This is a genomic window from Deltaproteobacteria bacterium IMCC39524, from assembly GCA_029667085.1.
Taxonomy (GTDB): Bacteria; Desulfobacterota; Desulfuromonadia; order Desulfuromonadales; family BM103; genus M0040.
Window position 1 is genome coordinate 19,314 of record JARUHJ010000007.1, and the last position, 22,106, is coordinate 41,419.

Annotated in this window: 9 protein-coding genes, 1 tRNA gene and 1 pseudogene; 6 read left to right on the forward strand and 5 right to left on the reverse strand. The window is 55.6% G+C overall.

All coding sequences use genetic code 11. The features are described 5' to 3' along the window. Nucleotides 1–105: 105 nt before the first annotated feature. Together P9J64_15225 and P9J64_15230 are read right to left on the reverse strand one after the other, a co-directional pair. A tRNA-Pro gene (locus P9J64_15225) sits at nucleotides 106–182 on the reverse strand. 198 nt (nucleotides 183–380) lie between these two features. Next, nucleotides 381–530 (reverse strand): hypothetical protein, encoded by a 150-nt coding sequence (locus tag P9J64_15230; protein MDG5469673.1) that lies wholly within the window; start codon nucleotides 528–530, stop codon nucleotides 381–383. A gap of 206 nt (nucleotides 531–736) precedes the next feature. Here P9J64_15230 and P9J64_15235 point away from each other — a divergent pair, with 206 nt between their 5' ends. Next, a complete protein-coding gene (locus tag P9J64_15235; GenBank protein ID MDG5469674.1) occupies nucleotides 737–1,147 on the forward strand; it encodes a threonyl-tRNA synthetase editing domain-containing protein in 411 nt (136 codons plus the stop codon). 152 nt (nucleotides 1,148–1,299) lie between these two features. Here P9J64_15235 and P9J64_15240 read toward each other — a convergent pair whose 3' ends face one another. Next, nucleotides 1,300–2,016, reverse strand: coding sequence for an arginine N-succinyltransferase (locus tag P9J64_15240; protein ID MDG5469675.1), 717 nt, complete (start codon nucleotides 2,014–2,016; stop codon nucleotides 1,300–1,302). A gap of 50 nt (nucleotides 2,017–2,066) precedes the next feature. Then, nucleotides 2,067–2,612: pseudogene (locus P9J64_15245) on the reverse strand (DsbA family protein). Nucleotides 2,613–2,782: 170 nt separating this feature from the next. Between P9J64_15245 and P9J64_15250 the strand changes: the two are divergent. Together P9J64_15250 and P9J64_15255 are read left to right on the forward strand one after the other, a co-directional pair. Continuing rightward, a complete protein-coding gene (locus P9J64_15250; protein MDG5469676.1) occupies nucleotides 2,783–3,328 on the forward strand; it encodes a LemA family protein in 546 nt (181 codons plus the stop codon). Then, a complete protein-coding gene (locus P9J64_15255) occupies nucleotides 3,325–5,238 on the forward strand; it encodes a DUF2207 domain-containing protein (protein ID MDG5469677.1) in 1,914 nt (637 codons plus the stop codon). The genes P9J64_15250 and P9J64_15255 overlap by 4 nt, the downstream gene beginning before the upstream one ends. 112 nt (nucleotides 5,239–5,350) lie before the next feature. Here P9J64_15255 and P9J64_15260 read toward each other — a convergent pair whose 3' ends face one another. Beyond that, nucleotides 5,351–5,830 carry an Hsp20/alpha crystallin family protein gene (locus tag P9J64_15260; GenBank protein MDG5469678.1) on the reverse strand — a complete coding sequence of 160 codons (480 nt, stop codon included), beginning with the start codon at nucleotides 5,828–5,830 and terminating at the stop codon, nucleotides 5,351–5,353. Nucleotides 5,831–6,548: 718 nt separating this feature from the next. Here P9J64_15260 and P9J64_15265 point away from each other — a divergent pair. The 3 genes from P9J64_15265 to P9J64_15275 are packed head-to-tail and all read left to right on the forward strand — an operon-like array spanning nucleotide 6,549 to nucleotide 22,089. Beyond that, nucleotides 6,549–7,976, forward strand: coding sequence for a PfaD family polyunsaturated fatty acid/polyketide biosynthesis protein (locus tag P9J64_15265; protein ID MDG5469679.1), 1,428 nt, complete (start codon nucleotides 6,549–6,551; stop codon nucleotides 7,974–7,976). Beyond that, on the forward strand, nucleotides 7,973–15,061 hold the full coding sequence (locus P9J64_15270) for an SDR family NAD(P)-dependent oxidoreductase (protein ID MDG5469680.1): 7,089 nt from the start codon (nucleotides 7,973–7,975) through the stop codon (nucleotides 15,059–15,061). The genes P9J64_15265 and P9J64_15270 overlap by 4 nt, the downstream gene beginning before the upstream one ends. A 2-nt stretch (nucleotides 15,062–15,063) precedes the next feature. Further along, complete coding sequence (locus P9J64_15275; protein ID MDG5469681.1) at nucleotides 15,064–22,089, forward strand: beta-ketoacyl synthase N-terminal-like domain-containing protein; 7,026 nt, start codon at nucleotides 15,064–15,066, stop codon at nucleotides 22,087–22,089. Nucleotides 22,090–22,106 lie beyond the last annotated feature (17 nt).

Consider the following 22,106-nt stretch of genomic DNA (forward strand, 5'->3'; position numbering starts at 1 on the left):
CTCCCTGAACGCTCAAATTGTCATCTACAGATGTGATTCGGACCGGACATGGACCGGAGAACAAAAAGAAAGAGCGACCCCGGGGAGGTCGCTCCTTGTAAATACTGGTCGGGATGACAAGATTTGAACTTGCGACCCCCTGCTCCCGAAGCAGGTGCGCTACCAGGCTGCGCTACATCCCGTTTCAGCTCTAAGTTATGCAGCGGATTTTTATCATATAAACGGATTGATTGGCAAGCCTTTTGGCGTAGCTGAGAGAGAACAACCTCAGGCTGAATACGTTGAGGAATTGCCTTGATTAAAGACTCACGACACTTTCACCTTGCGGCGGGGTGTCGTGTTCTTTATTCCTCAAATGGTGTAAGCGTTTGTTCGTTAAATTAGCTGCCGGTATCAGCAGCATCCACGGAGAAATCTTGGCCGCAGGCTGGGCACTTGACCTTGACCTCATCGCCGCCATCCATCGATGCGCATGCTGACAGTGACGCGACAATAAAGATGGTCGACAGTAGAAGTAAAAGTTTTTTCATATCATGTTTCCTTAAAAGATTTAGTAATGCTTAATAGTAAAGCTATCACTAGATAATTAAACGTCAAGTTCTCTATTTAAATTAGATGTTTACAGCAAATAAATGCGCCGATCATTCTGCTGAGCAAGGGCTTTGAGTCTTCAATTAAAGCATTTGTTTGCGCTCTTTTTCTTGTTTTGAACGATCGAGCTTGATATTGCTGAAGCATGAAACTTTTAATGCTCTACACAGATCGGTTTGCGTACACTCCTGCGGTTAAGACGCTCGATGACGAACCGGATTGCCATGAGCCGGGCGAAATCAAGGCGGCGGTGGTCGGTTTGATTCACGCAGAAGCCTTTGATGAAGAGAATGCTGCGGGGGTGGAAAAGAAGCTGGTGAAGAATCTCAAGTGGGGGGCGCGTAAGAACAAGACACAACGTATTGTTATCCACACTTTTTCACATCTGGCAGAAACAAAAGCCTCGGCAAAATTCACCAAGGCTTTGCTGGGTCGCGCTGTGGAGCGTCTTCGCGGTTCAGGGTACGATGTCTGGCAGACACCTTTTGGTTACTTCCTTGATCTTGACCTGCAGGCCCCAGGCCGATCAACGGCACGCATCTTCGCTTCTTTCTGAGGGCATCCAAAAAACGAATCAACACGGAGACGCTGAGGCGCTGAAAAAACAGGGTGCCGTTGTTTGGCGGTCTTTAAAGATGTTAAAACCTTAAGCTGATTGTTTGTCTCCCTCTGTGTCTCCGCGTCTCCGCGTTGAATACTCTTGAACTTTTATTCCTTCAACTTCACCCGCAAATGACCATCACTGACTTCCATTTCTTCTACACCGTCGGAAAAGGCTGCCCAGAAGCCTTTCTGATCACCGAACTCCTGGACCAGGTCGACGTTCTTTATGTTGCCGAGCCAGGCGTTGGGGATCGGTACGCCCCAGAGGCTAATGCCCCGTAAGGCGACGACCGGTTTTGCGTTCTTGTAGGACAGCTCCAACCCGGCGGTGACTTTGAGTGTTTTGCCACCGAGTAGCGGGAACTCCTCATCAAGAGGGATCAGCAGTTTGGCGCTGGCCAGATCTTGAGAGAGGTCGATGGCGAGTTTGCTGGCCAGGTCGGTATTCTTTGCCAGCAGGGCGTTCAGTTCACGTTCCGTGAGTATGATTTCTCGGTTGGCGTTGGTTTCGTCGTAACGCTCAGGTTGCAGATCTTTCTTGTCTCCTGGTTGTTTCCTGTCTTGATGCAAAACTCGAGATCGATGCATGCTACCCAACTGATCAAGTTTACTCTCTAATGCCTGCTCCTCGCTAACGCTTAAGGTGACCGGTTTGAAGTCGCCAGGGAAGAGGTAGAGGTACACCGCTCCGATTGCCACGAGGGTGGAGATGACGCTGGCAACGACAACAATACCAAGGATCTTCAACCAGCTGTGCGGAGTTTTTTTCTCTTGGCTGGAAGGCAGGTGTTGCCTGATTGCGTCTGGGAGTTGATCGGTCATTGGCTTGTCCTGAAGGAATATGAAGAAGGCATGGCTGCCAGCAGTCGATACTATGAATTTGTTGAATCGATCAATCGACGGTAGTGAGCGTAGGGTTGAAAGCCGACCAGCGCGTGTTGCTGATAGACGATTGTAGGGATCGATGAGATGCCGAATTCTTTCGCTCGCTTCCAATCTTCATCAACATGTGCAGCATAGCGTCTCTTGTCAAGGGTCAACAGGGCGACGTCGGGATCAAGGCCGACAGATTCAGCGATTTCGGCAAGTTTGTCTGGCAACGCGATGTTGCAGCCATCAACGTAATAGGCATGATAAACGGCCGTGTGGAAGGCTTCGCCTGGCCCCTGCTCCTCTGCCCATTTCCCCAGCTCTTGGGCGCGGCGACTATTGTAAGTGTGGGTGCGCTCGCCAAAGGGCAGGTCAAGCTCTGCGGCGACCTGCTTGCAGCGCTGCATCATGGCCTCGATGTCATAACTCCCGGCGAATAGATCTTCCAGGGACTGACCTTCCTCGGGAGTCTCCGGATGGAGCGGGAACACGCTCAATCGAATGTCGAGATCAAACTCCTTGCGCAGTTTATCGGTACGCACGGTACCGAAGTAGCACCAGGGTCAGATGTAGTCGAAAAAGATTTCCAAAGTCTTCATGTTATTAAGGTTAGCAGACGGCATTGAAAGGGCAATCTCCGGAATGTGGTGAACCTATACTCAGTTGCGATGCTTGACAGTAAATGAGTATACTGTCACCGAATTAAAGGGAGGCAGATGTGACTGTTGTCTGGTTGTTTGTTGTTGTCATAATCGTTTGGGTGATCGTGGTCTACAATCGTCTGGTGCGAGATCGTCAGCGGGTTCTGACAGCCTGGAGTGATATTGATGTGCAGCTCAAGCGGCGCTATGACCTGATCCCGAAGCTGGTGGCGGCGGTTGAGCAGTATGCGAGCTATGAGCGCTCGACGTTAGAGACCTTGATCGAGCTGCGCAGCCGGACGGGGCAGATGAGCGATGTTGGAGAGAGGGGTGCTGTTGAGTCACAGATCGGTGGTGGCCTGCGCAGCCTGATAGCTCTTGCGGAAGCCTACCCGGAGCTCAAGGCTGACCAGAGTTTTTTGCAGCTGCAGAGCGAATTAACCGAAATTGAGAACCACATCCAATATGCCCGCCGTTTCTATAACGGATCTGTACGCAACCTGAATACCCGGATCGATTCCTTCCCTGATCTTCTCCTTGCCCGCGTCTTCAAATTTATCCCGAAACCATTCTTTGAGCTCGAAGATGCCGCAGAAAAGAACTCTCCGGAGATTTTGTCATGATCTACCGTGTTTTGTTCTGGCTGACGTTGTTTGTGCCTCTTGCTTGCTCCGCATTGGCGGACGAGCGCATCCTCGATTATCAAAGTGATATCGAAGTCTTTGTCGACGGCTCGATGCAGGTCACTGAAACGATTCGTGTGCGCGCTGAGCAGCAAGAGATCAAGCGTGGCATCTATCGTGATTTCCCTACCGATTACAAGGATCGTTTCGGCAATCGTTACCGGGTTGGTTTCGAGGTTTTGGAAGCGAAACGCGATGGCCACCAGGAAAGCTGGCACAGCAAGGCCCAGGGCAATGGGGTGCGGGTCTACCTGGGCGACAAGAATATTTACCTGGATAAGGGTGATTATACTTACGCGATCACCTATCGAACCAACCGGCAGCTTGGTTTTTTTGATGATCACGACGAGCTTTACTGGAATGTGACCGGAAACCACTGGAGCTTCCCGATCGAAGCGGTCAGCGCCCGCGTGACTCTACCCGAAGGGCTTCGCGCGGAGCAGCTTGAGGCGGAGGCCTACACCGGCCCGCTTGGAGCGAAGGGCCAGGATTACAGCACTTCTGTTGATTATGATGCCAGCGTGCGTTTTAAGACGACACGAGCTTTCTCTCAGGGAGAAGGGCTGACGATTGTGGTTTCCTGGCCTAAAGGTTATGTCCATAAGCCGACCCGTCGCGAGGAAATCAACTTCCTGCTGCGAGACAACCAGAGCTGGGTGATCTTGCTGATTGGCCTTTCTGCGCTGGTGGCCTACTACCTGTTGGCCTGGGTCATGGTTGGTCGTGATCCTCAATCCGGCGTGGTGATCACCCGTTACGAGCCCCCGGTCGGTTTGTCGCCCGGTTCGTCGCGGTACGTCGACCGCATGGGCTATGATCACAAGACCTTCGCTGCGGCCCTGGTCAACCTCGCGGTCAAAGGCTTGATCGAGATTAAGGAGGAGGGCCGGGAGTACACCCTGACTCGTACCAGCAATCCGCCAGATAACTTGGCGGCCGGTGAAAAGGCGATCCTGAAACACCTGTTTCGCAACCTCAAGGGGACTTCGATCACCTTGAAGCAAAGCAAGCATGCCACGATACGCAAGGCGCTCAAGTCGCATGAAGCGGCCCTGAGCAGGAATAGTGAAAAGGTTTATTTTGTACGCAACCGTGGCTGGCTGATCCCGGGAATTCTCGTCTCTGTATTGGTTTATGGCGGAGTGATTTACGGGCTGCCAAATACGGAGCTGAAAATGACAGGGCTGTTCCTTTCGGTCTGGCTGACCTTCTGGACGCTCGGTGTCTTCTCTCTAGGCAAGAAGGTCTGGCATGCCTGGCGCACCCTGAAATCTCCCCTGGATACGATCGGTGCCGTTTTTATCACCGGTTTCTCCCTGCCATTCTTTGCCGCAGAAGTTGTCGTGATCGGGATCCTCGGTAGCCAGGTGTCGGTGACGCTCCCAGTGATGCTCATCTCTGCCATAGTCATTAACCTGCTTTTCCATTACCTGCTCAAGGCGCCAACCCGGGCCGGTCGTCGCTTGCTCGACGAGATGGAAGGCTTTCGCCAGTTCCTCGAAGTTGCCGAGCGCGAAGAGATGAACTTTCGCAACCCTCCGGAGAAGACGCCGGAGCTCTTTGAACGTTTTCTTCCCTACGCGCTCGCTCTCGGTGTCGAGCAGCACTGGATGGAACGTTTCGCAGGCCTCTTTGTGCGACTGGAAGAGCGTGGCGAACACTACCGCCCGGTCTGGTATCATGGCAACAACTGGCAGGTGCAAAACCTTGGTCATTTCAGTACCTCTCTTGGCAGTTCGCTTGGTTCTGCCTTGTCGTCTTCGTCGGCTGCTCCTGGCTCTTCCTCCGGTTCCGGTGGCGGCGGTTCCTCAGGTGGGGGCGGTGGGGGCGGCGGTGGGGGCGGCTGGTAAATGTCCGTCGCCTGGGGCTGCCTCCTATTGTTTTCTCTCCATCTTTGTGTCAAAGAAAAAGCTCTGAACAATTGTTCAGAGCCGGGAACGGGCGGTTTGCCAGCTGTTGTAATCAGTGAATTTCTTTACTCTTCTTGCCGCTTTTGACGCCCTCAATAGGGATCTTGCGGCCCGTCAATTTTGCTTCGTTAATCGGTACTGTTACTTCGAGCATGCCGTTATTGTAAGTGGCGTGGGCCTTCTCGATATCGGCTCCTGTGGGAAGTGACATGCGCCGCTCGAAGGTGCTTAAGCTTGACTCTTTGAGCAGGTAATTTACGTCTTCGGTCTTGTGCGTGCTGCGACGTTCGCCATGAATCACCAGGTTGCCATCATCCATCCTGACATCCAGTTTGTCCGTGTCGACTCCCGGCAGTTCCGCCTCAAGGTGAAACACGCCGTTCTTTATGAAGCTGTTGACGGCAGGTGACGTCGTCAACATACTGCTTTCACCGATTTCCCGGTTTGAACCAAACATCCTCTTGAACAGATCATCCATTTCGCGTTGCAGGGTACTGAGCTCCCGCATCGGATCAAAACGTATCGGTAACATAGTCGATCACCCCTTTCTTCTAGGTGCCCGTTCCCGAAAAAGGCAGGGTTGTTTTAGCTGTTCTCCCCGCAAATAAATTTTATCTCTTCTGTGCTGTTTAGCAAGTCCTTTGTTTGTTGTTTTTGTCCTGTAAGTATTTAATCTATAAAGAAAATTTATGGGATCTGGTTTGTGCCTGCCACCCAAGTTTAAGGTGCTCTGCAAGCGGCTGGAATGCTTGTCTTTTTCGAGGCTCGGCTGGGATTCTTTTCGATTTCCATGGACGGCAAGCTGACCTTCTCTTTGAGGCCCATCTTCAGTCTTCGGCTTTTCGGATGACCAGTTTTTGTAAATGTCTTGTAAAACCGCATGAAATGGCCATTGTGTGGCTATAATTTCTTGTGGCCCGGACAAAAAAAAACTATACTCATCAGTTCTGCTTAAATGAAAAATTTGTGTTTAAAAATTCTGCAGGATTGAGCCTTGTTTCACAGAGGTTTAGAAATGCTCGAATAGTCGCTTCAGGGAGTGTCATTTGCAAAAGTCGCATTACAAACCATCAGAGCCCTTAGGGGTTTTTGACCCCGTTGAACAGGTTGCTGCAGGGCCGGCTTTGACCGCAGCTTTGCGTCATATCCAGCAACCGCTTTACCTGCAGGCACAGGGTTGTGACACTCAGGTCATGACTGGCACAGTTGGGCCACTTCATGCGCTTGCCGAGGGACAGGTCTTTAACGGTATGGCCCTGGCTTGTCCGATAGAAAAACTTGGCGATGTCAGTTTCTGTCGTGACTACGCTATTCGCTATCCATACGTTGGTGGTTCCATGGCCAAAGGCATCAGCTCTGTGGCTATGGTCGAGGCTTTGGCCCATGCTGGTATGCTTGGTTTCTTTGGTGCTGCGGGACTGTTGATCGAAGAGGTCGAGGCGGCCATTGATCAGCTGGAAAGCTCTTCTGCCGGGCTCACTTACGGCTTTAACCTGATTCATAGCCCCAACGAGCCGGAGCTGGAAAATGCCCTGGTCGACCTTTACCTGCGTCGTGGCATTAACCTGGTGGAAGCCTCGGCTTTTCTCGCGCTGACGCCTGCTCTTGTGCGCTATCGAACCCACGGCATCTCTCGTGATGCCCAGGGGCGTGTCATTGCTCCGAACCGCATCATCGCCAAAATTTCCCGAGAAGAAGTCGCCGCACGTTTTTTTGCTCCACCGCCGGAGCGTTTCTTGCAAAAACTTGTTGCTGCGGGAGACTTGACCGCTGAGCAGGCTGAGATGGCTGCCGAGATTCCTATGGCTCAGGATGTGACCGTCGAGTCCGATTCAGGTGGACATACTGACAACCGTCCTGCCATGGCGCTCTTCCCGACCATCAAGGCGCAGAAAAATACCTTGCAGAAAGAGTATAATTACAACCAGCCCCTGCGCGTTGGCCTTGGCGGCGGCATTGCCACGCCAGCCTCTGCGGCTGCGGCCTTTGCTCTGGGCGTCGATTACCTTGTGACCGGTACGATTAACCAGGCCTGTGTTGAGTCCGGAACCTGTGATGAAGTACGCAAGATGCTCGCCGAGACCCGGCAGGCTGATGTCACCATGGCGCCGTCCGGCGATATGTTTGAGATGGGTGTCAAGGTTCAGGTGATCAAACGAGGCACCATGTTCTCCATGCGTGCGGCCAAGCTCTATGAGCTCTACCGCGCTCACAGCAGTATTGAAGATCTGCCTGTCGAAGAGCGCCAGAAGCTCGAAAAGACGGTGTTTCGCAAGAATCTCGATCAGGTCTGGGAAGAGACGTGCAGCTTTTTCACCCAGCGAGACCCGCGCCAGTTGGCCAAGGCTGAGGCTGACCCGAAGTACAAGATGGCCTTGGTGTTCCGCTGGTATCTCGGCCAGTCGCCGGTCTGGGCCAATCGCGGTGTCGCCGACCGCAAGCTCGATTATCAGATCTGGTGCGGGCCGGCGATGGGCGCTTTTAACGAATGGGTAAAGGGCTCTGTGCTGGATGCGGCCGAACAACGAAAAGTTGCCACAGTGGCTATGAATATTCTCTTTGGTGCGGCCGTGTTGATAAGGGCCAACCAACTTAAACTTCAAGGGGTTTGTCTCGATGATGAGGCAGAGCTTTCGGCACCCCTGGAAATCGCTCAGATTAAGGAGTTTCTCAGTTGAAGAAAAACAGCGGAGAACAGAATCAGAAGACAGCGGCAACGACGCCGTTGGCAATCGTCGGTATCGGCTGCCTTTTTCCCCAGGCAGAAGATAAGGGAACCTTCTGGACCAATATCAAGAATGGTACGGACTCGATCATCGAGGTTCCCGAAACCCATTGGCGTTCAGACGATTATTTCGACGCCGATCCCAAGACGGCTGACAAGGTTTACGCTAAGTACGGCGGCTTCCTCTCCCCGGTTGATTTCAACCCGATGGAGTACGGCGTTCTGCCCAATGCGCTTGAGGCGATTGATACGTCGCAATTGCTCGGGCTGGTTGCCGTAGATCAGGCGTTGCAGGATGCCGGCTATACGACTGAGAAGGAATTCGATCGTGATCGCGTCAGCGTCATCATCGGCGTGACCGGAACTCTGGAGCTGGTTGTGCCCCTCGGTGCCCGCCTCGGTCATCCGCGCTGGCGCGAAGCGCTGAAAGACGCCGGCATCGCCGATGCGATCGCCGAAGACGTTATGCAGCGCATCAGTGATTCATACGTCCCCTGGCAGGAAAACTCCTTCCCCGGCCTGCTCGGCAACGTGGTTGCCGGACGGATCAGCAAACATTTTGATTTCGGTGGCACCAACTGCGTGGTCGACGCCGCGTGCGGCAGCTCCTTAAGTGCCCTCAACCTGGCGGCGATGGAACTGGCCGCAGGCAAATCGGACATGGTGGTCACCGGCGGCATCGATACTTTTAACGACATCTTCATGTACACCTGCTTCAGCAAGACTCCGGCCCTGTCTCCTTCCGGCCATGCCAAACCTTTTGCCGATAATGCTGACGGCACGACTCTGGGCGAAGGCCTGGGAATTGTCGTCATCAAGCGTCTGGCTGATGCCGAGCGTGATGGGGACAAAATCTACGCTGTCATCAAGGGTATTGGTGCGTCAAGTGATGGTCGCGGTGCGGCGATTTACGAGCCGAGCGCTGCCGGGCAGCAGAAAGCTTTGCGCCGGGCCTACGAGCAGGGTGGCGTTGATCCGCAAACAATCGAACTGATCGAAGCACATGGCACCGGTACCAAGGTTGGTGATGCTGTCGAAGTTACTGCGCTGAAGGAAGTTTTCGGCGAAGCGGAGTCGCCCTGGTGCGCGATCGGATCGATCAAGTCCCAGATCGGTCATACCAAGGCAGCTGCAGGCTCTGCCGGTCTGATTAAAGCCGCCATGGCGCTCTACAACAAGACCTTGCCGCCGACCATTAAAGTCGAGAAGCCACAGGAAGCAATGACCGCGGCAACCTCTCCATTCTATGTCAACACCGAAACCCGCCCCTGGATCCCGCGCGGCGATCATCCCCGCCGGGCCGGTATCAGCGCGCTCGGTTTTGGTGGCAGCAACTTCCACTGTCTGCTTGAGGAATACCAGCCGCTCAAAGTGGCTGCCGACTGGCAGGGTGATGTGCAGATCGCTGCCTTTAGTGCCGCAGATGAAAGCGGACTGGCCTCCGCTTTGCAGAACTTCCCGGCCGATGCGGCCTGGAACACTCTGCGTCTGGCTGCTGATGAGAGCCGTAACAATTTTGCTGCACAGCAAGCCTGTCGTTTGCTGATGGTTTTTGAGAAAGACAAATCCAAGCCTGCCGCTCAGGTGAAAAGCGCTTTGGCTATGCTCAAGAGCAGCGATCAAGATTCCTGGAGCACTCCCGACGGCAGCTTTTTTGCCAAGGGTGAGCTTGATGGCACATTGGCGATGCTGTTCCCCGGTCAGGGCGCCCAGTACCCGGGCATGCTCAAGGACCTGGCGACCCAGTTCCCGCAATTCCTCGACTCCTTCACGACTGCCGATCGAGCTTTTTTGTCTAACACAAACGGCAAGGAAGGTCGTCTGGTTGAACTTGTTTATCCTCGCCCCGGTTTCGACCAGGCCAGCAGAGATCAGAATGTTGCAAATCTGCAGGCAACTGAAGTTGCCCAGCCTGCACTCGGTGCTGTCAGCCTCGGAGCCCGCGACGTACTGGACACCTTCGGCGTTACTGCCGAAGCTTATGCCGGTCACAGCTACGGAGAGCTGACCGCCCTCTGCTCCGGCGGCTATTTCGATATTGATGCGTTCCATTCGCTGTCACGCCTGCGTGGCGAATTGATGGCCGCCGGTGACGGCGACCGTGGTTCGATGCTGGCGGTATCCGCACCTCTCGATCAGGTCGAAACCTTTCTCAAGAATTCCGGGCTGCAACTCGTTCTGGCCAATCGCAATACTCCCGAACAGGGCGTCCTCTCCGGAGCGACGGCTGAAATAGAAAAAGCCGTCAAGCTCCTCGATGAGCAAGGCCTGCGTTATAAGCAACTTTCTGTTGCAGCGGCCTTCCACAGTGAGCTGGTCGCTGATGCCAGCGGCCCCTTTGGCGAACGTCTGCAGGAGATCAAGTTTGGTAAACCGACGGCCAGTGTCTTTGCCAACACCACCGGAAGTGTTTACCCGGAAGAGGCTAAGAAAACTCGCGATATCCTCGCTGCTCAATTGGCCTGCCCAGTCGACTTTGTCGCAGAAATTGAAGCCATGTACGCAGCCGGCATGCGCACCTTCCTCGAGGTTGGCCCTGGTGCGCGTTTGACCGGTATGGTCAAAGCGATCCTTGGTGAACGAGCCTGCCAGGCGATTGCCGTCGACGCCTCCAATGGCAAGCGTTCGGGCATCAACGACCTGGCCCGGGCCCTGGCTCAGCTGAGCGCGCTGGGTTACCCGGTTGTACTGTCGAACTGGGATGAAGGCTACGCTGCAAGCATCAAGTCAAAGCAGGGCAAAAAGCCCGGCATGACGATTCCTTTGACCGGCGCTAACTATTTCAAACGCCCCGCAAAGCGTCCGCCGGTCGCGCAACAAGCCGCACCCGTTGCAACTCCTGCGGCAGCGCCTGTCGCTCATGCTGTTCCGCAAGCGGTGTCGACGCCGAGTTCGACGGCACCTGTCACCGATGCCGGTTCCCTGCAGGAAGCCTTGCAGATGACCCGTCAGAGCATGCAGGCTTTGCAGAATCTGCAGGAGCAGACGTCGCGCCTGCATCAACAGTTCCTTGCCGGTCAGGAAGCCGCGACCCACTCTTTCCTTAACCTGGTTGATCAGCAAAACCGTCTGATACAGGGCCAGCCGTTGAAGCCTGCTGTTGCCCCCGTTGCTCAGGCCCCTGTTGCTGCCGTTGCTCCGGTTCAGCCGATGGCCGCTCCAGTTGCACCGGTTCCGACAGCTGTGACTGCCGCGCCAGCGCCGATTTTTGCCCCTGCCTTTGACAGCAATAAGGTCTCCTCGATTCTGCTCGCGGTCATCGCTGAAAAAACCGGTTATCCGGAAGAGATGCTGGAACTGGAGATGACCCTCGATGCCGACCTGGGTATCGATTCGATCAAGCGTGTGGAGATCCTTTCCGCGCTGCAGGAGCAGTTGCCCGAAGCCCCTGCGGTCAAGCCGGAGGATCTGGGCACTCTACAGACTCTCGGCCAGATCATTGAGCACTTAAGTGCCGGCATGGCGGCGTCACCCACGGCTGCCGCTGCCGCATTGCCAGCAGTTGACAGCAATGTCGTTTCAGCCACCTTGCTTGCCGTGATCGCCGAGAAGACCGGTTACCCGGAAGAGATGCTGGAACTGGAGATGACCCTCGATACCGACCTCGGTATTGATTCGATCAAGCGTGTAGAGATCCTCTCCGCATTACAGGAAAAGTTGCCGGAGGCTCCTGCCGTCAAGCCGGAAGACCTTGGCACTCTGCAGACTCTTGGCCAGATCATCGCTCATTTGAGTGCCGGTATGTCACCGGCATCGGCCGCTCAAGGTGCTGTGCCGGTTGCGGCCCCTGAGGTTGATGGTCGCCGTATCTCAAGCGTGTTGCTCGAAGTGATCGCCGAGAAGACCGGCTATCCGATCGAGATGCTTGAGATGGAGATGGCTCTCGATACTGATCTGGGTATTGATTCGATCAAACGCGTCGAAATCCTCTCTGCGCTCCAGGAAAAGTTGCCGGAAGCTCCGGCCGTCAAGCCTGAAGATCTGGGTGTGTTGCAGACGCTTGGCCAGATTGTCGATCATTTGAGCGCAGGCATGGTCATTGACGCGCCAGTAGCACAGGCCGCTGCAGCGCCAGCTCTTGATAGCGGTCGCGTTGCAAGCGTGCTGCTCGAAGTGATCGCCGAGAAGACCGGCTATCCGATTGAGATGCTTGAGATGGAGATGGCCCTCGACACCGATCTTGGTATCGATTCGATCAAGCGTGTTGAAATTCTTTCCTCATTGCAGGAGAAGCTCCCCGAGGCACCGGCGGTTAAACCGGAAGATCTTGGCGTGCTGCAAACCCTCGGTCAGATCGTAGAACATCTCGCAGTGGCTGGCAACAAGAGCGCCGCACCGGTAACACCCGTTGCAACGAGCAGTCCACTGGATCGTGATGCCGTGGCGGCAACCTTGCTGGACGTGATTGCCGGCAAAACCGGTTACCCGGTCGAGATGCTTGAACTTGAGATGGCGCTTGATACGGATCTCGGCATCGATTCGATCAAACGCGTCGAGATTCTCTCCGCTCTGCAGGACAAACTACCGGGAGCACCGGCGATCAAACCGGAACACCTAGGCACTTTACAGACTGTTGGTCATATTGTGGATTTTCTCGCCAGTGTGTCCGGCGTCTCTGAACCAGAGGCGAAGGTTGAAGCGCCTCTTGAGTTGCCGTCTGTAGGCAGCGGTGTGGAACGCAAGGTCCTCAAGGCGATTCCGTTGCCGTCCTCCGGGAATCGGGAGTCACTAAATCTGGCAAAAGGGTCTCTGGTTTGGGTCAGTGATGATGGTTCGGAGCTGACCAATGCGCTTTGCCAGCAGCTGGAAGCCCAAGGGCTGAAGGCTGAGAAAACCAGTCTCGCTCAACTTGATGGCCTTGTCCCGAATGACAACCTGGCTGGGCTGGTCCTGGTTGCTCCACACTCCGGTAGTGATGATCTTTTCCTGCAGAGCGCTTTCCGCCTGATGCAATTGGCGGAGCCAGCGCTTAAAGCTGCTGCTGATAAGTCTGGAGCGGTCATGGCTACGGTGTCGCGACTGAACGGTTGTTTCGGTCTGGCTGACGGTGGTGCAGTGACCGATGCCCTTTCAGGAGGCTTGGCCGGTCTGGCCAAAACGGCCGGGCACGAGTGGCCTGAAGTCGCCTGCAAAGCCTTCGACCTGTCGGCAGACCTGACTGATGTGAATAAAAGCGCAGAAATGCTGGTTGGCGAACTTCTGGTTGACGGTGTCCAGGAAGTCGGTTTCTCGACTCAAGGTTTGCAAACGCTCAGCTTGGTCGAAGAAGCTATCTCTGGTGAAAAGCTTGATTCGCCGGTCGATTATGGTGATGTGGTCGTGGTTAGCGGCGGCGCACGCGGTGTGACTGCGGAGGTTGCGATTGCTCTTGCCGCATCGAGTCGCGCGACACTGTTGCTGCTCGGTCGCAGTGCAGCACCACAATCGGAACCGGTCTGGCTGGAGGGGTTGCAGGGTGAAGCAGTGATCAAAAAAGCGGTGGTTGCTAATGCCGACAGCCCCCTTAAGCCGAAAGATGTGGGTCGCAAGTGCCAGGAGATTCTTGGCAATCGTGAAATCCGCCAGAGCTTGCGGCGCATTAAGGAGGCCGGAGGACAGGCCATCTATCGCTCCGTCGACCTGCGTGACGGGGGTGCTGTTGCAGCTGTCATCAAGGACGTTCGTGAAGAGTACGGTCCGGTCAAGGGTCTGATTCATGGCGCTGGAGTGCTGGCCGATCGCCTGATCAAGGACAAGACCGCAGAGCAGTTTGAGCTAGTCTACAGCACCAAGATCGCGGGCCTGCGCAATCTGCTGACTGCCGTTGCCGATGATGCGTTGAAATTCATGGTGATGTTCTCGTCATCAACCGGGCGTTTCGGCCGCACCGGTCAGGTTGATTATGCCGTGGCCAACGAGATCCTCAATAAGATAGCCCAAGAGGAGGCGGCACAACGTTCTGACTGTCGCGTCCTCTCCCTGAACTGGGGGCCTTGGGATGGAGGCATGGTGACCCCGGCGCTGAAGAAAGTTTTCGCTGAAGAAGGGGTGGCTGTCATCGACCTCAAGGCGGGTGCCGATTACCTGGTCGAGGAAATTGCAACGCCACCGGGTGGGCCGGTCGAGCTGGTGATCCTCGGTGGGCGTGAAGAAGCGGCGAGCGAAGTTTCATCTCAGTCTCATGATAATATCTATGTTTCCAAGGCCTTCGACCTGGAGGTCTCGATTGAACAGTACCCCTTCCTCAAGTCCCACGTCATAGATGGCAAGGCGGTTCTGCCAATGGCGGTGATGATTGAGTGGATGGCGCATGGTGCGATTCATAACAATCCGGGCTTACGTTTCCATGGTTTCAACGATCTGCGGGTGTTGAAAGGTGTCACCCTGGAGCAGGGGCAAAGCCATACCTTGCAGGTGATGACCGGCAAGTCCTTCAAGAGCGGTGGTGTGCATGTCGTGCCCGTGGAGCTCTCAGGTGTTGCGGCGAACGGCAAGCAGTTCGTTCACTGCCGCGCCAGAATCGTTCTGGCTGCCAAGCTGCCTGAAGGCAAGGTGGCTATGGAGCGTGTTGAACTCCAGGCTTACAGTCGGCCGATCGAAGAAGTCTACCAACCTGACCGGCTCTTCCACGGACCAGACTTCCACGGTATCCGTGAGGTAATTGGCTGCTCTGCTGACGGCATCGCTTCGATGGTCCGTCCGGCGCCACTGCCGACCGACTGGATCAAGCAGCCGTTGCGAAATTCATGGCTCTCTGATCCTCTAGCCCTCGACAGCAGCTTCCAGTTGATGATCCTCTGGAGCTTCGAGCGCTACAAGTCTGCATCCCTGCCGGTCTTCGCTGGACGTTATCGTCAGTACCTGGAGCGCTTCCCTGAAAGCGGTGCCGAGATCCGTATCCGCGTGACCAACCAAAATGCCAGCAAGGCCGCTGCGGAAATCGATTTTGTCGACCCGGGCAGCGGCGCACTGATCGCCCGTATCGAGGATTACCAGTGCGTGATTGATACGTCGCTGAATGCGAGCTTCCAGCGCAACAAACTGCAGGGAGTTGCCTGAGGATGAAGCACGGTAAATCTGTAGCAATCGTCGGGGTCGGCGGCATTTTTCCAATGTCACCGACCCTGGACCGTTTCTGGGAAACGATTACCGGCAATGTCGACACGTCTCGGCAGCCACCGCAAGGGCGCTGGCTGCTCGAACCCGATGAAGCCTTTGATCCCGCAATCGGTGCTCCCGACAAAATCTATTCGAAGAAAGCCTGCTTCATTGATGACGAGATCGATACGTCATCCGTTGCCGGCCTCGAGATCGATGCCGATTTCTTAAACGGTCTCGACCCGATGTATCGCCTGCTGTTGCGTACCGGCCACCAAGCGTTTAGTGATGGCCGCATCGACCAGGTTGATCGGCAGAAGGTCGGCGTCATCATCGGCAACCTGGCTCTCCCCAGTGAACACTCCTCGACCATGGCCAGGGATTATCTCGGCCGCACTTTCGCCGAAAAAGTCCTCGGTACAGAAGCGCAAGCGGAGCTGCCGAGTGTCGACCCTCTGAATCGCTACGTCGCCGGTCTTCCTGCCGGTCTCCTCGCCAAAGCTCTCGGCCTCGGTGGCACCTGTTATACCCTTGATGCGGCTTGTGCCTCATCACTCTATGCCATCAAGCTGGCTGTCGATGAACTGCTGGCCGGACGTGCCGATGCCATGCTGACCGGTGGACTGGCGCGGCCTGATTCTCTCTACACCCAGATGGGCTTCTCCCAACTGCATGCTTTATCTCCTTCCGGTACCTGTTCCCCTTTCGACGCCAATGGCGATGGTCTGGTGGTCGGCGAGGGCAGTGGTATGTTCCTGCTCAAACGCACCGAAGATGCCGTGCGTGCCGGCGATCATATCTATGCCGTGATTCGCGGCATCGGCCTGTCCAACGATATCGGCGGCAGCTTGCTGGCTCCTGCCTCAGAAGGGCAGCTGCGTGCGATGCGTTCTGCCTACCAGCAAGCCGGTTGGTCTCCTTCCGATGTTGATATGATCGAGTGCCACGCCACTGGTACCCCGGTTGGAGACGTGGTCGAGTTCTCCAGCCTGAAAAGTCTCTGGGGTAAAGAAGGTTGGCAGTCGGGCCAGTGTGTGATCGGGTCGGTGAAATCGAATATCGGGCATCTGTTGACAGCTGCCGGTTCCGCCGCTTTGATGAAAACCCTGTTGGCGATGAAAGAACGCACTCTGCCGCCGACCGCTAACTTTGCGCAGCCGGCCAAGGGTGTTGACCTTGAGAAAAGTCCGTTCCGGGTTCTGCGCCAATCAAAGCCCTGGAAGCAGCGCAAGCAAGGCCAGCCGCGCCGGGCTGCCGTAAGTGCTTTCGGTTTTGGCGGAATCAACGCTCACCTGCTGGTTGAGGAATGGATTCCAAAACAACCGGCAAAAAGTTCTGTGACCTATCCACCGTCATTCAAGAAGAAGAACCCACCGATCGCGATTGTCGGCATGGGTGCACATCTTGGCCCCTGGGATTCTCTTGACTCTCTGCGCAGCCGCTTCCTGGGTGATGAAACAGTCAAGCCAGAGCTCCCCTCACGCTGGTGGGGGGCGGAAGAGAGCCGTTGGTTTAAAAACAAAGGCTTCAAAAAATCCGATTTCAAAGGCTTTTACGTTTCTGATGCGCACGCCTCTCCCGGAGTCTTTCGCATTCCGCCGAAAGAGGTTGAGGAGATGCTGCCCCGCCAACTCCTGATGCTCAAGGTGGCCGACGAGGCCTTGAAGGACGCCGGCATCAAGAAAGAGGACCTGCTCTTTACCGGGGTCTTTATCGGAACGGGGCTGGATCTTAACGCGACCAACTTCAGCTTTCGCTGGGGTCTTGAAAAACTGGCTCGCCGGTGGGCGCAACAGCTTGGCCGCGACCTCTCCGAAGCGGAGCTTAATGATTGGATTGCCGCTCTGCGCGAATCGGCCGGTCCGGCCTTAAGTGCCAACCGGGTAATGGGGGCGCTCGGCAGCATCGTTGCCAGCCGGGTGGCCAAGGAGTTCAAGGTCGGTGGCCCCAGCTTCACCCTGTCGAGCGAGGAGAACTCCGGTCTAAGAGCCCTCGAAGTGGGTGTGCGCGCTTTGCAGGAAGGCTCTATCAACCGGGCGATTGTAGGCGCTGCGGACATGGCCGGCGATCTGCGTGCGGTTCTTGGTCGCCATGAAAAGCAGCCTTATTCAAAGAGTGGCGTTGCTCGCCCCTTTGATAAAAATGCAGACGGTTCACTGGTCGGTGAGGGCGCTGCTGCTGTTATTCTGAAACGACTTGATGACGCCAAGCAGGATGGTGATCATATCTATGCTGTTATAAAGGGTGTTGGTACGGCAACCGGCGGCCGGATTGAGGATGAAACCGCGAACAGTGATGCCTATTCTCTCTCTGTTGAGCGGGCGCTCTTCGAAGCCGGGGCGACTCCGGAATCAGTCAGTTACCTGGAAACCCATGGCAGCGGCCTGGCGTCGGAGGATCTCCTTGAGGCGAAAGCCCTTGGCGCTATTTTCGGTGCCAAACAGACGCAAAAGCCCTGCTATATAGGCAGTGTCAAGGCTGAAGTCGGGCATACGGGTTCGGTGGCCGGTCTGGCTTCCCTGATCAAGGCCTCTCTCTGTCTGGAAACGCAACTTTTACCGCCACTGCGCAACCTGCAGTCGCTCCGCTATGACTGGGTCCGCGGCAAGCGCAATTTCATCGCTGCCGAAGCAGCACAATTCTGGTTGCGCAACCGGGTCGAAGGGCCGCGAAGAGCGCTGGTCAGCGGTCTTGGCAATGATGGCACCTGCTCCCATGTTGTCCTGGAAGGTTTTGAAAATAAAGCAGGGTGCGCTCAGCCCACGACATTTGAACGGCCATTGGGTGCCCTCGACGAAGGCCTGTTCGTTCTTGAAGCGGATCATGTTGAAGGGTTGCTGAAAAAGATTACTCAACTTCAGGACTATGTCGCCATGGCCCCTGATGGCGGAATCGAAGCCTTGGCGTTTCAGTGGTATCGCGAGACGGGTCTCAACCAGAACAAGCAACGTTGTCTGGCCATGGTTGCGTCGAATCGTGCGGAACTGCTTGACCTGCTTGAGCATGCGTTGCTTTCCCTGTGTGATAATCCGGAAAAGATGCTGGGTGGCAATGGCATGAATGGAACTGTGCTCTCCACGAGCCTTCGCGATCGACTTTTCTATGCTCCGTCACCGCTTGCAGAGCAAGGTAAAGTTGCCTTTATCTTCCCCGGCTCCGGCAATCATTTTGCGGCTATGGGGCGTGATCTCTCAGCTCGTTGGCCCGCTATCTACAGCCATCAGGATGGCCTGAGCAAGTTTTTGGCCCGGCAGTTTTTACCCGAAAATTTCTGGAAATCTGAACTGTCCGAGACGCTGCATGACGACCATAATGCCCTGGTTATCGCCCAGGTTGCCCTGGGCACTGCAGTTAGCGACCTGGTGCGCAGCTTTGGTATTGAGCCCAGCGCTGTGAGCGGTTACAGCCTTGGCGAATCGGCCGGCCTTTTCTCCTTTGGTGCCTGGCAGGACCGCGACGGCATGTCGCAAAGGCTTAACGAATCGACCCTCTTTACAGAACAGCTTGCCGGTGAGTGCAAGGCCGCTCGCAAGGTCTGGAACTTGCCAAAGAACGAACAGGTCGACTGGGTCTTAGGTCTTGTTGATGCTCCTGCAGAGAAAGTAAAAGAGGCTCTTGTCGGCAAAGACAAGGCCTACCTGTTGATCATCAATACGCACAAGGAGTGCGTTGTTGGTGGTGATCGTAACCAGGTCGAAGCCCTGGCTCGCGAAGTCAATGGTCACTTCTTCCCCCTGCGTGGCGTAACCACAGTGCATTGCGAGGTTGCCGAGCCGGTGGCGAAGCCTTACCGGGAGCTGCACCTTTTCCCTGTGACTGCACCCAAAGACATTACTTTCTACAGCTGCAACCTGGGTCAGAGCTATCAGGTCACCACAGACAGCGCTGCCGATGTGATCCTCGGCCAGGCACTGGAGACGGTTGACTACACCAGGGTCATCGAGCAGGCCTACGCTGACGGCGTACGCATTTTCCTCGAGATGGGACCGGGCAATTCCTGCAGTCGGATGATCGGCAACATCCTCGAAGGCAAACCGCATATGACCCGGGCGGTCTGCTACCCCGGACAGAAGGCGACTTCTTTGCTCCTGCGCCTGCTCTCCAATTGTCTGGCGGAGCGGGTGCCGGTCAATCTTGATGTCCTCTACCCGACGAGTATGATGGTTGGCGAAAAAGAATCCGGTCCATGGATTGAAACGGTTATCGGTGGACGTGCTTTTGAACCACCTAAACCTCCGGAGAAACTTGAAGAATCTTCGGGGAGCGGAACGCGGAACGCGGAACGAGAAGGTCAACAGCATGTGGACGGTCCCTTTCAGGAGACATTTTTCGTCCAACCCCCAGACCCCAGTCCCCAGACCCCGGATCTCGCCAGAGATCCCCTGGTGGCGCAGATGGCTGAGACGGCTGCTTTGAATGCCAAGACCCATGAAGCCTACCTGACGTTTGCCAGCACCATGGAGAAGACGCTGACCGAAAATATCAACCTGCAAATGTCTTTGCTGCAGAAGATGGCTGCCAATGGTGAGCCTGTTCCGAGGCTTGAACCTGTGGTTCAAGCGGGACTCGAAATGTGGGACGCGGGACGTGAAAGCTATCCACCTGTCCAGCCCCCAGCCCCCAACCCCCAGCCCCCGCTTTACACCCGCGAAATGTGCATGGAGTTTGCCATCGGTTCGATCGCCAAGATGCTCGGGCCGGAGTTTGCCGAAGTCGACACTTATCCGACCCGCGTCCGGTTGCCTGATGAGCCGCTGATGCTTGTGGACCGCATCATGACGGTTGAGGGCGAGCCGCTTTCCATGACCAGTGGCCGGGTGGTGACAGAACATGATGTCACCGCAGATCGCTGGTATCTTGATGGTGGCCGCATTCCCACCTGCGTGGCTGTTGAAGCGGGCCAGGCCGACCTCTTTCTCTCCGGTTACCTGGGGATCGACTTCCTCAGCAAGGGTAAGGCCGTCTATCGCCTGCTCGATGCCGTGGTGACTTTCCATCGTGGTCTGCCAGTTGTTGGTGATGTGATCCGTTACGATATCAAGATCGACCATTTCTTCCGCCAGGACCAGACCTACCTCTTCAGATTCAACTTCGAGGGCACTGTCAACGGCGAGCCTCTACTGTCCATGCAGAACGGTTGCGCAGGCTTCTTTAGCGAACAGGAGCTGGCTGCGGGCAAAGGTATTGTCCACACCAAACTCGACTTGCTGCCGCAACCCGGTATCAAACCTGAGGACTGGCGTGATTTGGCACCCTTGACCGTTGAGTCTTACGATGAAGCCCAGGTCGATGCCATCTACGCCGGCGATCTGGCGACGGCCTTCGGTGAGCTCTTTGCTGATCTGAAACTGACAAAACCCTACACCTTGCCCGGTGGTTACTTAAAGCTGGTCGATCGGGTCATCGAACTCAACCCGCTGGGTGGTCGCTATGGTCTCGGTCAGATTCGCGCCGAGATGGACATCAGCCCGGACGACTGGTTTTTAACCTGCCACTTCTGCGACGATAACGTTATGCCCGGTACCCTGATGTACGAGTGCTGCATGCACACCCTGCGTATCTACCTGCTGCGTATGGGTTGGATCGGTGAAGAGGGCAGCACCTGGTGCGAACCGATCCCAGGTGTGGATAGCGGCTTGAAGTGTCGCGGCCAGGTTATCGAGACGACCAAAACCGTCACCTACCAGGTCAGCATCAAGGAACTCGGCTATGGGCCCGAGCCGTTTGCGATTGTTGATGCGCTGATGTTTGCCGACGGCAAACCGATCGTCGAGATCCCGAACATGTCGATTCGCCTGGCCGGCCTGACACGCGACAAGGTTGAAGGCTTGTGGTCAAAGGCTGTCACGGAACGAGGCCCGTCTCCTTCCAGCCCCCAGCCCCCAACCCCCAGCCCCCGTGTCCTGTATGATTACGACAAAATCCTAGCCTTCTCGGACGGCAACCCATCCGAAGCGTTCGGTGCCCCTTACAAGGTCTTCGACAGCGAGCGCAAGATTGCCCGCCTGCCGCGGCCACCGTTCCAGTTCCTCGATCGCATCGTCGATGTTTCCGGCGAGCCGTTCAAGCTGCTTGAAGGCGCAACCTGTGAAGCCGAGTATGATGTGCCGTCCGATGCCTGGTACTTCAAGGCGGGACGACAGCCGGAGATGCCGTTCAGTGTTTTGCTTGAAGCCGGCCTGCAGCCATGCGGTTGGCTGGCCGCCTATCTTGGCTCAGCTTTGACCAGTGCAACCGATCTCAAGTTCCGCAACCTCGACGGCAATGCCATACAGCACCGTCCGGTGACACCCGAATCGGGAACTTTGACCACCAGGGTCACGATTACCCGTATCGCCAGCAGTGGCGGTATGATCATCCAGAATTACGATTTTGAAATCAGCGATCATCTCGGTCCGGTCTATACCGGCGACACGGTCTTTGGCTTCTTCTCGACAGAATCTCTCGCTCAACAGGTCGGGGTGCGTGAAGCCCAACCTTATCAGCCGAGTGCCGGGGAAATCGCCCGCGGTGGGCAGTTTGACTACCCGACAGAAGCACCTTTCCCCGCAACCAGGATGCGTATGATCGATCACATTGAGTTGTTTGTTGCTGATGGTGGTCCGCAAAGCCTTGGCTTTATTCGCGGCAGTAAGCTTGTCGATCCAGATGAGTGGTTCTTTAAAGCCCACTTCTACCAGGATCCGGTTTGGCCCGGCTCTCTCGGCCTCGAGTCCTTTTTGCAACTGCTTAAAATCGCTGCCGTCAAACGTTGGGGGGGCGCTGCCAACACCGTCCTGGAAACTATCGCGCAGGGCGAGCCGCATCGCTGGAACTATCGCGGTCAGATTATTCCGAGCAATGATAAGGTCCTGGTCGAGGCTGTCGTCACTTCGGTTGATGATGAACAACGTCTTTTGAAAGCTGACGGTTACCTTTCGGTGGATGGCAAGGTCATCTACCAGATGAAAGACTTTTCCATCCGGTTGTGGCCGGATGGAAAGCTTTAAGCTCTAGAGTTTTGAAG

What these genes read in the sequence shown, in the direction of transcription:
- P9J64_15235 (MDG5469674.1), top strand. Translation starts at nt 737, where the DNA reads ATGAAACTTTTAATGCTCTACACAGATCGGTTTGCGTACACTCCTGCG.
- P9J64_15275 (MDG5469681.1), top strand. Translation starts at nt 15,064, where the DNA reads ATGAAGCACGGTAAATCTGTAGCAATCGTCGGGGTCGGCGGCATTTTT.
- P9J64_15240 (MDG5469675.1), bottom strand. Translation starts at nt 2,016, where the DNA reads ATGACCGATCAACTCCCAGACGCAATCAGGCAACACCTGCCTTCCAGC.
- P9J64_15265 (MDG5469679.1), top strand. Translation starts at nt 6,549, where the DNA reads ATGGCCCTGGCTTGTCCGATAGAAAAACTTGGCGATGTCAGTTTCTGT.
- P9J64_15255 (MDG5469677.1), top strand. Translation starts at nt 3,325, where the DNA reads ATGATCTACCGTGTTTTGTTCTGGCTGACGTTGTTTGTGCCTCTTGCT.
- P9J64_15230 (MDG5469673.1), bottom strand. Translation starts at nt 530, where the DNA reads ATGAAAAAACTTTTACTTCTACTGTCGACCATCTTTATTGTCGCGTCA.
- P9J64_15260 (MDG5469678.1), bottom strand. Translation starts at nt 5,830, where the DNA reads ATGTTACCGATACGTTTTGATCCGATGCGGGAGCTCAGTACCCTGCAA.